The 13,017-nt window shown below is 65.2% G+C and carries 12 protein-coding genes; all 12 read right to left on the bottom strand.

What is annotated here, in order from left to right; all coding sequences use genetic code 11:
• Positions 1 to 4: 4 nt before the first annotated feature.
• Genes SLQ30_RS05465 through SLQ30_RS05410 form a run of 12 tightly spaced genes read right to left on the bottom strand, consistent with a single transcriptional unit; the run spans position 5 to position 13,012 of the window.
• A complete protein-coding gene (locus tag SLQ30_RS05465; RefSeq protein ID WP_319447575.1) occupies positions 5 to 1,021 on the bottom strand; it encodes a mammalian cell entry protein in 1,017 nt (338 codons plus the stop codon).
• Positions 988 to 1,539 (bottom strand): mammalian cell entry protein, encoded by a 552-nt coding sequence (locus tag SLQ30_RS05460; RefSeq protein ID WP_319447576.1) that lies wholly within the window; start codon positions 1,537 to 1,539, stop codon positions 988 to 990. Before SLQ30_RS05460 ends, SLQ30_RS05465 begins: the two co-directional genes overlap by 34 nt.
• On the bottom strand, positions 1,536 to 2,498 hold the full coding sequence (locus SLQ30_RS05455) for an RDD family protein (RefSeq protein ID WP_319447577.1): 963 nt from the start codon (positions 2,496 to 2,498) through the stop codon (positions 1,536 to 1,538). The genes SLQ30_RS05460 and SLQ30_RS05455 overlap by 4 nt, the downstream gene beginning before the upstream one ends.
• Positions 2,495 to 3,157, bottom strand: a complete 663-nt coding sequence (locus tag SLQ30_RS05450; protein WP_319447578.1) for a hypothetical protein — start codon at positions 3,155 to 3,157, stop codon at positions 2,495 to 2,497. Before SLQ30_RS05450 ends, SLQ30_RS05455 begins: the two co-directional genes overlap by 4 nt.
• The gene (locus SLQ30_RS05445; RefSeq protein WP_319447579.1) at positions 3,127 to 4,683 is read right to left on the bottom strand and encodes an MlaD family protein; all 1,557 of its coding nucleotides are present in this window, start codon (positions 4,681 to 4,683) and stop codon (positions 3,127 to 3,129) included. Before SLQ30_RS05445 ends, SLQ30_RS05450 begins: the two co-directional genes overlap by 31 nt.
• Before the next feature lie 3 nt (positions 4,684 to 4,686).
• Entirely contained in the window at positions 4,687 to 5,844 is a 1,158-nt protein-coding gene (locus tag SLQ30_RS05440) for a virulence factor Mce family protein (protein WP_319447580.1), read from the bottom strand.
• Entirely contained in the window at positions 5,844 to 7,472 is a 1,629-nt protein-coding gene (locus SLQ30_RS05435) for a virulence factor Mce family protein (RefSeq protein ID WP_319447581.1), read from the bottom strand. The genes SLQ30_RS05440 and SLQ30_RS05435 overlap by 1 nt, the downstream gene beginning before the upstream one ends.
• 12 nt (positions 7,473 to 7,484) lie before the next feature.
• Positions 7,485 to 9,083 (bottom strand): virulence factor Mce family protein, encoded by a 1,599-nt coding sequence (locus SLQ30_RS05430; RefSeq protein WP_319447582.1) that lies wholly within the window; start codon positions 9,081 to 9,083, stop codon positions 7,485 to 7,487.
• The gene (locus SLQ30_RS05425) at positions 9,080 to 10,111 is read right to left on the bottom strand and encodes an MCE family protein (protein ID WP_319447583.1); all 1,032 of its coding nucleotides are present in this window, start codon (positions 10,109 to 10,111) and stop codon (positions 9,080 to 9,082) included. The genes SLQ30_RS05430 and SLQ30_RS05425 overlap by 4 nt, the downstream gene beginning before the upstream one ends.
• Positions 10,108 to 11,337: an MCE family protein gene (locus SLQ30_RS05420; protein WP_319447584.1), complete on the bottom strand. Its 1,230-nt coding sequence runs from the start codon at positions 11,335 to 11,337 to the stop codon at positions 10,108 to 10,110. Before SLQ30_RS05420 ends, SLQ30_RS05425 begins: the two co-directional genes overlap by 4 nt.
• Before the next feature lie 3 nt (positions 11,338 to 11,340).
• Positions 11,341 to 12,210, bottom strand: a complete 870-nt coding sequence (locus tag SLQ30_RS05415) for an ABC transporter permease (RefSeq protein WP_319447585.1) — start codon at positions 12,208 to 12,210, stop codon at positions 11,341 to 11,343.
• Position 12,211: 1 nt separating this feature from the next.
• Complete coding sequence (locus SLQ30_RS05410; RefSeq protein WP_319447586.1) at positions 12,212 to 13,012, bottom strand: ABC transporter permease; 801 nt, start codon at positions 13,010 to 13,012, stop codon at positions 12,212 to 12,214.
• Between the last annotated feature and the right edge of the window lie 5 nt (positions 13,013 to 13,017).

Genomic DNA, 13,017 nt, shown 5'->3' with positions numbered 1-13,017 from the left:
TGCGCTACAGCCGCGGCGTCAGGTCCAGCGAAGTGATGGCCGTCATCGACGTGATCAGCCAGCGTCCGTCGCGGCGTTCCAACTGCAGCCGGTAGGACAGATAGCGCAGAGACGGTATGCCCTTCGTGACCGGACTGGTTGCCACGGAGTTGGTGTAGATGATCGCGGTGGCCTCGGTCGGCGTCAGCGATTCCACTGCGGCCCCGAGTACCTGGGTGCTGTTCGAGATCTGCGCCTGCTTGTTGGCCGCGACGATGCGCCCGATGTACTCCTTGTAGTCCTTGGCGAAGTCACCGCCGAGGTACTTCGCGGCCCGCTCGTCCAACTTGTCCATGTCGTCTGGCGTGTACGTCCACAACGTCGTGATGCCGGCCTGAGCGGTGCGTGCGACGTCGAGCTTGGTCTGCACCTCGGCCCGGTCGACGAGATACGGCTGCAGCGTCGCACCCGCAAAGGCCGCGGCCGCAACGAACAGTCCGCCCGCGACGATCGCGGCAGCCTTCAGCCTCCGGCCCGCCGGACGGTGCGGAACCATGATGAGTTCCGGCTCCGAGTCCTCGGGGTCGCCGGACTCGATATCCTCGGATTCGACTGTGGGAGTTTCAGATTCGGCATGCTCGGCAGCTTCGGCCGGCTCCGATTCGGGCTCCGCAACCGCGACTTCGGGTTGCGGCTCGTCCGTCGTTGACTCCGGTGCGGCCGCCTTGGCTCGGCGCCATGGAAAACGGCTGCGGCGGGTCACCGGCTCGGGCTCGGGCTCGACGACCACCTCGGGTTCGGGTTCGGGTTCGACGACTGCCTCAGCCGCCACCGGCACGGACTCGGCTTGAGCTTCAGCCTCCGGCTCGACGTGAACGTCAGCTTTGGGCTCGACGGACACGTCGTCGGTGCCTTCGGCTCCGGCCTGCCGCAGCTTCTGGCGGGGCATCCGATGGCGCCGACGCGCGGCCTTTCCCTCGGGCAAGAGGGCGGCGTCTTCGTCGGTGTTCAGATCACTTGAATCAGGTTGCTGATCTTGCACTGCTGCCCTTCCTCGGTAGTCGTTACGACCCAACGGTTTCCACTCTCGATGGTGGTCTTTCCGTCCGGCGCCTTCGTCGAAATCTTGGTGGCCACCAGGACGTCGGCGCTGCCGTTGTCGTTCCAGCGCTGTACGCCGGCCTCGACGACGGTGCCCGTGGTGGGTTCCGCGCGCGCGACCTGGATGACGATCTCGTTCAGCTTCTCCTTGAACTGCTTGAGAAACTCACCCGTAGCCTGCGCCATGACCCGGTCCGTATAGGCGTTGGCGTGGAACGGGTCCAACGTCGTGTAGTTCGTCATGAAGCCACGCACGCAGCCGAGTGACGTCGCATCCCTGACTTGAGTCCGGCGGTCACTCTCATGACCGACCAACATGAAGATGCTTCCGGCCAACGCGGCGGCCACGACGAGCGCGGACACGATCGCGGTGACGGGCAGCCCCCACCTCAGTGGTTTCCGTAGGGAAAAGGTGAAGTAGTCGCTGACCTGTGGGTCAACCTTGATGCGTGGGCTCACTGGCTGGGTGCGTTCGATTGAGGTTTCTTCAGCACCGTGAGAGTGCCCACGCGCCAACGTCCGTCGATCTTCTCGAAGTCGGCGCGCACCGTGGCGGTGATGAACTTCAGGTCCTTGGGATCAGACCCGCGCTGGCCCTGCAACGCCATCAACATCGCGCCCCGCTCGGGTTCGACGGACAGCACGGCGCTGCTGACGGCCCAGTACTCGTTGGCCGTCACACCTGCCTTCTGCGCCGCGGTCTGTTGGGCGATCAACTGGGGGCGGTAATCGTCGGTGACCAGCGCCTGCGCCTTCGCGAAGTCGTCGACCATGGAGTCCTTGCTGTAGCTCAGCATCTGCTCGACGATTCGCGGCCCCTGCTCGGTGAGCTCGGTGCGTGTTTGATCGACGGCCCGGTCGTGGCGGTACTCCACCAGGTATCCAAGTCCCGCACCGGCCACGCAGAGCAGCGCCGCTGCCGCGAGCACAACCGCCGCGAGCCTGCGGACGTTGCGCTTCGGCCCTTCCACGACGCGCACCTCGGTGCGCACCAGCATGTCGGCGAAGGTCCGGCGACGGCTGTCCCACAGTGGCCAGAACCACCCGACGAACGCCGCCGCCGTATCGAGTAGATGGGCGAATTCGCGGAGTAGCACGCGGAGCACACCCGTTGGCTGTCCGTTGGCCCCAACCACGCGAATGCTCAACACCGCGCGGCCCAGCGTCCACCCGATCAGCGCAGGCAGCAGCACGCGATTGACGACCATCGCGACCACCGTCAGTGCCAGGACGGCCACGAACGTCCAGCGCAGCCAGCTGTCCGGATTCGTCGTATACGCCAGCACCCCCAGCGTCGCGATCACCGCGATACCCGGGAGCAGGTCCAACGCGATGGCCCCGAGCCGAGCACCCCAGGAGGCGTACCTAATCGGGGCGGCCTGCTCCGACTCGACGGTGTCTTCGAGTACCGCTGTCACGACGTGACCTGGTCGAGTCTGGCGACCTTGTAGGTGCCGTCGGCCGGAGCCATCTTCACCCGCAACCGGTAGCCCTGCTCCTGATTGGCGGCCTGTGAGTTGGTCACCTTCACCCGTACCGCGACGAGCACGTCGACCGATCCGTCGTCGTTGTGCTTCTCGACGGCGCCGTGCATGTCGGACACCTTCACCGCGACGTTGGCGGCCTGGTAGGCCTCGACCAATATGCCCGTGAACAGGTTGGCCTGCACGGCGAAGTCACCCGTCGCACATTCGATGATCTTCGACTGGCTGGCAGTCAGGGTCGCCACGTCGGGCGCCTGGGTCGCGGTCACGCATTCCTTGGCACGCGCCAAGGCGAGTGCGTCCTCCCGCGCCATCACTGCACTCTGGTCGTGCGCGTGCAACGCGGTGTAGCCGCCGAACGCGACGCCCAACGTCAGCACGAGCAGGCCGGCGCATATCCCGACGAGCCAACCGCGACCGATGCGCTCTTGACGGCGCACGTCCTCGGGTTCAGCGGCGGGCACGACGTCGCCGTCCGACCCGACGTCTGCGGGTTGTTCCTGCGTTGTAGCGGATTGTGCGTCGGACTGCTCCGACGTATCGGTGTCTGGTCCGGTGGGGTTCAGCTGGCTGGTGCCAGCATCTCCTTCCATCCGTTTTCTCCTGGATCACTTGAGTTGTTGACGGAGTAGTTCACTCCGTCTGGCCCGACGACCGTCCCGCTGGACGGGCTGTATATCGCGGTCGACCCTGCTGCCGGAGTGTAGATGCACGGGTTGGGCTGCTGTCCACTGCAGCTGACCGAGCCATGGCCGGGCGCGGTTAGTGGATCACTGATCGGTGCCGTCGACTGGGGTGGCGGCAACTGATCGGCTGGCAACGGGTTCATGCCGTTGTTGATCGTCGGGGCAGGTATGACGTAGCCGGGCTTGACCGGTTGATCGCACCGTGCGCCGGGCGCCGGGCACGTCAGAATCTGATTCGGGTCGCCGTACCACGGATTGGTGCCCATCGGCTCGTACGGCGCGTTGCTGTGGCACTCCGCCGGGGTGGCCGCGCGCTTGCCGGGCACGTCCGCACAGGGATAGTTGCGTGCGCCGCGGACGACGTTGCCCTGGTAGTCCTTCGGGATCTTGCAGTACAACCCGTCGGGCAGTGGCTTAGTCGAAGTGTCGGCGGGCGAGCGCCATTCCGAGGCAGGGAGGAAGCCGGTCAAGCACGGTGGCGGTTGGTTGATCGACAGCCCGAAGTGCAGCAGCCCCTCGCCCTCGAAGATCGTGCCGGCCTGAGCGACCGTCGCGCCCTGCGGCAGGATCACCAACGCCTGCTCGAGCCCAGCGTGATAGCGCTTGAGCATGTCGGTGACGACCGCCAGGTTCGCCAGTGTCTGCGGCAGCGCGTCCCGAACCCCGCCGAAGACACTGTTGAGCTGGTCGGCAGTCGGGGCGGCCTGCTGCAGTCCGCTACGCAATGCGCCGTCCTGCTGGGCCGTCTGCGCCGCGATGACGTTGAGGTTCTTGGCCCACTGCGAGATCGCGTCACCCGACTCGACCTGACTGTTCAGGATGGGCGTCGAGTTGTTGATGATGTCGTCGACCTGCGGAAGGTTGTCCTTGAAGTCGCTCGCTATGGCCGTCGTCGAGTCCACCAGGCGTTGCAACGCGGGACCAAGCCCGCCAACGGCCTGAGACGTCTCCGTCAGCAGCGAGTCGATCTTCTCCTTGGGCAACACCGCAAGACCCTTGTTGGCTGCATCGAGTGCAGGCCCGACCTCACTGGGCACCGTGCCGGTAGCGACGGTGGAGCCTGGGCTCAGGAACTTCCCCTGCTTGTCCGACGTCGACACCAGGTCGAGGTACTGCTCGCCGATCGCCGAGACGGAGTGCACGTTGGCCGAGGCGTCGGCCGGGATCTTGAAGTTGCTGTCGATGCTCATCGTCGCCTTGGCGCCCCGCTCGGTGGGCACCACGTCGGTGACCTTGCCGATCTGGGTGCCGCGGTACGTCACGTTGGCCGTCGAGTACAGCCCGCCCGACCGTGGCAACTCGGCGTACAGCGTGTACTGCCCGATGCCCGCCACGGCAGGCAACCGCAGGTAGTACCACCCCAGCGCAGTCAGGGCGATGATCGTCAGGATCGTGAACAGGATCAGCTGGATCTTGATGAAGCGAGTCAGCATCGCTCACTCACCTCTCTCGACCAGTGGACCGCCTGGCGCATCGTGCGGGTTCGGGGTGAACCGAACGTCGGGAATCATCGTGGCGGGATCGCGACCCCAGGCCTGCTCGAGGGCCCGCAGCATGCCGGAAACCCCGGTACCGCTGAGCACGCCGTTGTCGAGCGCGGACAGGGTCAGGTCGACGTTGAGCGACACGTTGATGTAGTCGCCGCGGATGGCCTTCGGCACGTTCTCGATGCTGAAGGGGGCGGTACCGATGACCTTCAGCGCACCGAGCAGGTACGGCGAGGCCTTGCCCAGTTGGACGAGCGGACGCTGCAGGTTCTGGAAGTTGCGATGCAGGTCCGGGTTGGCCGCCGACAGCGAGTCGTCGGTGGCCTTGCTGACCCGGCCTAGTGCGGTTACCGCGTCGGCGAACAGATCCCGCGTGTCGGAGAAGTGCTTGATCAGCGGCGGGAACTCGGTGAGCACGCGATTCAGGGTGTCGTCACGCGCAGCCACGATGGACAGCAGCTTGTTGGTCGAATCGATGGCCCTTGTGATGTCCGCGCGCTGAGCGTTCAGCTGCGCGGTGAAGGTGTCGAGCTTGCCAAGGAAGTCTCGGATCTGATCTGCCCGCCCACCCAAGATGTTGGCGACCTCGGTCTGGATCGTTTCGAGGTTGGGGATGCCGCCGCCGGTCAGGATGGTGCCGATGCTGGCCAGCGTCCGCTCGGTGGTCGGGAATGAGCTCGAGTGCGCCAGCGGGATGGTGTCCCCGCTCTTCAGCAGTTGGCCCGACGGGTCGGGCGGCGCGTCGAGTTCCACGTGCTGCGAACCGAGCAGCGAGGTCTGGCCGATGGCGGCAAGGGTGTTGGACGGCAGCTTCAGGCCGGGTTGAACGTCTAGCGTCAGCGTCGCAACCCAGTTCTTCAACTCGATCGCACGCACGCTGCCGACGAACACGTCGGCGACGCGGACACGGCTGTTCACGTTGAGCGCCAACGTATCTGGCATCTGGACGTAGATGGTCATCTTGTCCGAGCCGGAGCCGGGTCCACCGGGCAAGGGCACGTTGGCAATGCCCTGCCAGCCGCAGGACGTCAGCGTCACCGCGGCGGCGGCCAGTGCGCCGCCGCGCCGCGCGACGGTACCCAACTTCGGACGCTTCAGCTTCAGCATCAGTTGCCTCCTGCTTCAGCGGGCAACGCCGGACCCGCGGCTGCGGGCGCCGGGGGCGGCCCAGCGGCAGGCGCGATGGCGCCAAGTGGATCACCGGCAATGACACCCGGCGCGGGTATCGGCGGCGGGCCAGGCTGCGGGTACCACGGCGGCGGCAACGGCTGGTTCTCGCTGTAGGCATTAGGCGGCCCAGGCAGCCGGCCGTCGTTGACCCCGAATGCGTACGGCGCATCCGGCGCGACGATGTCGGGGCCACCCATCAACTCCGACAACGACTCCGGGGTCAGCATGTTCTGGGTGAACGGCTGCACGTCCACGCCCTGCATCCCCGGCGCCACCGTCCAACCCGGCTCGTGATTGCCGTGGGAGAACAACGTGTCACGGGAGAAGATGCCCGGCACCGTGGTGTCCTTGTAGCCCGGCGGCGGCTGCAACCGCTGCTCGGAGTACGCGATCTGCTTGGGCAACGTCATCGCCGCGGTGATCTGATTGAGCCCGAACGGCGGGTAGTTGAACTTGGTGGCATCCAGGATCGGCGCCAGATACTGCGCACACATTTCCGCCGAGTCCTGATAACCCAACCGGCTGCCCGCCTGAATTGCACTGCACAGGAACTGCATCGGGTTCGCGTAGTTGTTGATCACCGGCAGACCGACGATGCCGCCGGCGTTGGGTGAGGCGATGTTGACGATATTGGCGGCCAGGTTCGGATAGACGTGCAGGCCCGTTTCGAGGCCATTCCGCGGCGCGGGTTGCAGGATCGCATTCGTCACGTCGGCGAGGTTGTTGACGTCCTTGGTCAACACCGAACCGTTCTGGTTCAGGAAACCCCTGGTGGTGGTGAGCAATTGGTTGAGGTCCTGTAGCGCCGTGGAGACCTCGTTGTCGGTGTTGGTGAATGAGTTCGTGAACTGCGCCAGGTTGTCGTTGAGCGCCACGAACTGGCGATCGTTCTGATGCAGCGCATTGACGAACAGCGCCAAACTCTTGATCACCCCGAAGAAGTCCCCGCGCCCCGAGTTCAGCGTCGTCAACGCCTCCGAGAGCCCGTTGAGCGTCTTGTTGATCTGCTCGCCCTTGCCTTCGAGCCCGTTGGAGAACGACTCGATGACGTCACCGAAGGGACCCTTGGGCTGCTCCTTGGTCGGCCCCAGATCGGTCAGGATGCGGTTGATCGAATCCCGCAATTCGTCGTACTCGACGGGCACCTGCGTGCGATCCATCGGGATCACCGCACCGCTTTCCATCACCGGGCCGCCGGTGTAGGCGGGGGCCAGCTGGATCGTCCGCGAGGCGACCAGGCTCGGGTTCAGGATCGAGGCCGTCGCGTTGGCCGGCACCTTGTACTTCGAGTCGTAATGGAACGTCACCCGCATCTTGTCGCCGGCCGGTTCGATCGTGTCGATCTGACCGACCCGCACGCCCATGATCTGGACCTTGTCGCCGGGGTACAGCGCGAGCGTCTGCGGGAACTCCGCGGTCACCGTGTTGGTGGTCAGCTTGTTGAACACGTAGTAACCCGCGTACGCCGCGAGCAGCGCGAGGATCACCACCAGCGTTCCGATGATGACCGTCGCCTTGGTCAGGGCAGGCAACTTCATGTTGCGCACGTTGAAAATCGTCGACATCTCAGCTGCCCCCTATCCCTGTGAGCCTGGCGGAAGGAACGGTGGATTGCCCGGTAGCGGTTCGCCGCCGCCGCCGACCGCCGGTCCCGGACCGGCAGGCGGCGGAGGACCGACGAGCGCAGGCGGCAACGGCGAGGTGCCGTCACCCTGCAGCGAGCCAGGAGCGATGTACGGATCGGACGGACCTGGGGTGACCGGAACCGTCCTGGCCCCTGGCGGGCCTTGCACGAACGGTGGCGGCGGGACGCCGGGAACGGCCGACGGGTACTCACCGGGGAACGCGGCGCTTGGCACGCCGGGAGCAGGCGGCGGCGCGTCCGGATTCGCAGGCTGTCCCAGCACGTCCGGCGGTCCGTAGGTGTTGGCGCCGTACGGGTTTGATCCGAACGGTCCGTTCTCGGCCTGCGCACACGGCATCGGGTTGCCCGCGGTCGGGAAGTTTCCGGGACCGGGCGCGTACGAGCACGGCGAGCCGGCGATCACTGCGGGTCCCGGGTGCTCGGCCGTACCCTCGAGCGGCGTCGGGGCCGGAGGCGGCGCGCCGTTCGCCTGGCGCTGGCCGTTGGGATCCGGGTACCGGAACTCGGGCAGTCCGGAGTTGCGCCAGAACTCGTTGGGATCGATGCCACGCTTCTTGAAGGCGGCGTCCACCCACGGCTGGAGGATCCAGTACGGCGCCAGGTTGACGAGCATGACCTTGAAGTACGGACCCGACGCGATGGCCTCGGCCAGCGACGCGGTGAACTTGGCCAGCGACGTCAGCGTGTCGACCAGGTCGTACTTCCTGGCCACCAAGACGTCGCTGATCGTGTTGAGCTGCGTCAGCACCTTGTTCAGGTTCGGGTTGTCGTCGATGAAGCCCTTCACCTGTGCGGAGAAGGCGCTCACCCGTTCCAGCAACTGGCTGATCGCGTAGGTGCGCTCGTTGATGGCGGCCAACAACGTCTGTGCGCCGGTCAACAGTTCGTTGATCTGCCCGCTGCGGTTGCCGATCACACCTGCGATCTTGTTGGCGTTGGCGAGCAGTTGCCTGATGTCTCCGTCGCGCTTGCCGATGGTGTCGGAGAAGCGTGCAACGCCGTCCAGCGCAGCACTGAGATGGGGGTAGGTCTGAGAAATGGTGTCCGACAACACGTTCAGCGACTTCTTCACCGTCTCGGTGTCCCACCCCGAGGCGGCCTTGGTCACGTCGAAGAAGGCATCGTAGATCTGGTAGGGCGTCGTGGTCTGACCAAGCGGGAGAATGCCATTGGGCTTCAACCCGGTAGCGCCCTTCGGCTGGATCTCCAGGTTCTTGCGACCGAGGATGGTGTCGGTGCGGATGTTCGCCCGGCTGTCGGTACCGATCCTGATGCCGTCGAGCGAGTACCCGATGACGACCTTGTCGCCGTCGATGGACAAGGAGCGGATCTCACCGACGTCGACGCCGGCGATGCGGACCTTGTCGCCGGCATTGAGGCCGCCGGTATCGGTGAACTGCGCGTAGTAGACGGGCTTCGCGAAGATCATCGGCACGCTGGCGAAGCTCTGCCCGACACCGATGACGAGCACCAGGATGATGATGCCCATCAACCCGTTGCGGATCCGGTTGTCTCCCTCGAGGGTCCTCATTGCGGTGTGCACCTACCCGATGGCTGCGACCAGACCTTGACCGTGCGGACGGGGCCGCCCGGCTGCAATCCGTTCAACTTGAGCGTGACGTCACATGCGTAGAAGTTGAAGAAGTCGCCGTAGATACCGCCGGCACGTCCGATGATCTTCAACGCGTTCGGGATCTTGATCAACGTGTCGTTCACTTCGACTTTCTGGTCGACCAACGGCTGCTGAATGATCTCGAGGTCGGTGACCGTCTTCTGGAGCAGCGGCCGGTTCTCCGCCAATAGGTCGGAGACCGAGCCCGCGGCGTCGCTGATGTCGGCGACCGACTTGGCGATGGGATCGGCCCGGTTCTTCAGCCCCGTGATCAGCGTCTGGAAGTTGACCAGCGTTTCGTCGAACTGCTGTTGGTGCTTGACCGTCGTGGCGAGCACGGTGTTGAGGTTCTTGACCACCTCGCCGATGGCCTGGTCCCGGTCGGCCAGCGCCGACGTCAGGGAGGCGGTCTGGTCGAGGATGTCGTTGATGGTGCCGCCCTGGCCCTGGAAGATCGTGATGATCGACGAGGCGATCGTGTTGACCTTCTGGGGGTCGAGCGCGCGGAACAGCGGTCGGAAACCGCCGATCAGCGCGTCGAGGTCCAGCGCAGGCTCGGTGCGCTCGATCGGGATGGTGCCACCGGCAGGCAGCTTCGTGTTGTCGTCACCGCGCTTGAGTTCCAGGTAACGGTCACCGATGAGGTTCAGGTAGCGGATCGAGGCAGTCGTGCCCTGAAACAACCCCAGTGACCGGTCGACATTGAAGTCGATCTGAACACGACCACCGCCGTCGAGAAGTTTGACGTTCTCGACCTTGCCGACCTCGACACCGGAGGCGCGCACGAACTGTCCGGCGCGCAATCCACTGGCGTTCTTGAAGATAGCGCTGTAATTGGTGGTGCGGTCGAACCGCATCTGGCCGAACACCACGACGATGATCGCGGTGAAGAGCAGCAGCACCAGAGACAAGGCGCCGAGCTTGATCGCTGTACCGGTGATTTTCATGGGTTGATCGTGTTCTCCCCGATCTGGCGACCCCAGACGTACTCGATGGCGATTGGCTGACCCAGTTCGATGTGGTTGTAGGGCGCGATGCTGGCGCCGGTGTCCATCACCAGGTACGGCATCGGCCACAGATCCTTGGTGACCGGCTGCCAGCAGCCCGGCCTGCCCTCGGGACCGCCGTGCGCATTCACCCGGGGCAGGTTGTCCGGGTACACGTACGGATTGCCCGGGAACAAGATCTCGGAGTGCGTGTTCAGCGAGTAGCCGTTGCCACCGAGCGACGACGCGATCTTCGGGTTCACGTCGTGGTAGTTGCGGATGGTGCAGAACAGCATGGGGCTGTACTCGTCGAGTAGGGCGCTGGTCGGGACCAGATCCTTGGCGCTGCGGACCAGGTATGGACCGCCCTTCTCGAAGACCTCACCACCGGTGTTGCCGAACCCGACCGAGGCGATCAGCGCCTTGTCGATGTTGGACTGCTCGTCGGTGAGCGTCTTGGCCGTCGTGGCGAGGTTGTTCAGCCCGTCGAACAGGTCGGGTGCCGCGTCGGCGTACACCTCGGCCAGGTCGGCCAACCGCTGATTGTCCTCACGGAGTCTTGGCATCAGCGGATTGACCTGGTCGAGGATCGTGTTGCCGTTCTCGATCGACTGGCCGAACCGCTCGCCAAGTCCATCGAGCGCCTGTGCGGTGGCCGTCAGCGTCTGGTTGAGCTTGATGGGGTCGACCTGCTTGGCGACCGACACGACGGTCTCGAACAGCGTGTTGAACTCCGTCGTGACGCTCTTCGCGACGATTTGGTCGTTGGACGTGATGCGCTGTGGCGCAGGGTCCTTCGGTGACGAGAAGGCGATGTACTTGTTGCCGAACACCGTGGTCGCCTTGATCTCGGCGTCGACGTTCGCGGGGATCAGGTGGATGAACTGACGGTTGACGTCGAGCGAGACCTTGGCCTCTTGGTTGCCGTCCCGTTCGATGGGTGCGATGTCGACGACGCGCCCGATTTCGACGCCGTTGTAGGTGACCTTGCTGCCCGTGTCCATCGACAGGCCCGACCGCGACGAGATGAGCGTCAGCCGCTCGGGATTGGCGAAGCCGCCGCGGAATTGGGTCCAGACCAGGGCCACCACGATGGCGAAGACCACCAGCAGCACCAGTCCGGCGATCTTGTACGGCGGCGTCTTGGGCTTGTTGATCGGTGACTGAAACTGGCCGGGGGCGGTCATCGGCTACACCGTCAAGTTGAAGTTGGCGTTGGTGCCGTAAAGCGCCAACGAAGCGAACAGGACGACCAGGACGATCGCGATGAGCGAGGCCCGCATCGAGCGGCCCACGGCCTCGCCGACGCCGACGGGGCCGCCGCTGGCGTAGAAGCCGTAGTAGCAGTGATTGAGCATCACGATCACCGAGATGATGATCGCCTGCACGAACGACCACATCACGTCGTCGGGGCGCAGGAACGTCCGGAAGTAGTGCTCGTAGGTGCCCGTCGACTGGCCGTAGAACAACGTCGTGGTGATCTGCGCGGACAGGAAGGACATGATGATCGCCATCGCGTACAGCGGGATGATGACGACGAAGCCGGCCAGGATGCGCGTCGACACCAGGTACGAGATCGACTTGATGCCCATGACTTCGAGCGCGTCGATCTCCTCGCTGATACGCATCGCGCCAAGCTCGGCGGTTGCGCCTGCGCCGACCGTCGCAGCCAGCGCCTGGCCCGCCACCACCGGCGCGGCGATGCGGACGTTGACCAGCGCGGCGAAGAATCCGGTGAAGGCCTCGACGCCGATGTTGCCAAGCGACGCGAAGCCCTGGATGGCGATCAACGAGCCGCCGGACAGGGTCACGAAGCCGACGATGGCGACGGTGCCGCCGATGACGGCCATGGCACCGGTGCCCATGCCGATCTCGGCGATGAGCCTCAGCATCTCCCTGCGGTAGTTGCGCAGCGCGTGGCCGATGGACCCGACGGCCTGGACGACGAACCAGCCGACGTGGCCGACGCTGTCGAGGAACCGGGCGGGCGAACCGGCCAGCTTTTCGGCGCGGGCGGTGCCCCTTGGGAACCGGGACCGAACAACGGAAGTCGTCGACATGTCAGCGCCCCGTTCCGAATCGCACGCCGATGGTCGTCATGACGACGTTCACGGCGAACAGCGCGATGACGCACAGCACCAGCGTCTCGTTGACCGCCGTACCGACGCCCTTGGCGCCGCCGGAGACGGTGAGGCCGCGGTAGCAGCCCACCAGCCCGGCAATCAGGCCGAAGGCCAGTGCCTTGACGACGGAGATCACGACCTCGGGCAGCCCGGTAACCAGCGTCAGCGTCGATACATATGCGCCAGCCGAGATGTTCTGGACGTACACGCCAAAGATGAAGCCACCGACGAGACCGATGGTGATGACGGCGCCGTTGAGTAGGAAGGCGACGAACGTCGACGCGACCACGCGGGGCACGACCAGCCGGTGAATGGGGTCGATGCCGAGCACTTCGAGGGCGTCGATCTCCTCGCGGATGGTGCGCGCGCCAATGTCGGCACAGATGGCGGTGGATCCGGCGCCCGCAACCACGAGGACCGTCACCAGCGGACCCAGCTGGGTGACCGCACCCAGCGCGGCGCCCGCCCCGGAGATGTCGGCCGCGCCGAACTCGGCGAGCAGGATGTTGAGCGTGAAGATGATGAGCACCGTGAGCGGGATGGCGACGGCGATGGTGGGCAGGAATGCCACCCTCAACAGGAACCAGCCCTGAAGGATGAACTCCCGCCACTGGAACGGCCTGCGGAACAGCGCCTTTGCCGTGAGCACGCACATCTTGACGAAGCCGCCGACGGCCTCCAGACCAGGCTTGACCTGGTCGCGGACGTAGTTTCCCAGCCCTCCGGTCGACGCCGTCACGAGGT

The sequence above is a fragment of the Mycobacterium sp. RTGN4 genome (assembly GCF_033804635.1).
Lineage (GTDB): Bacteria > Actinomycetota > Actinomycetes > Mycobacteriales > Mycobacteriaceae > Mycobacterium.
This window is presented reverse-complemented; position numbering and strand designations above follow the sequence as displayed.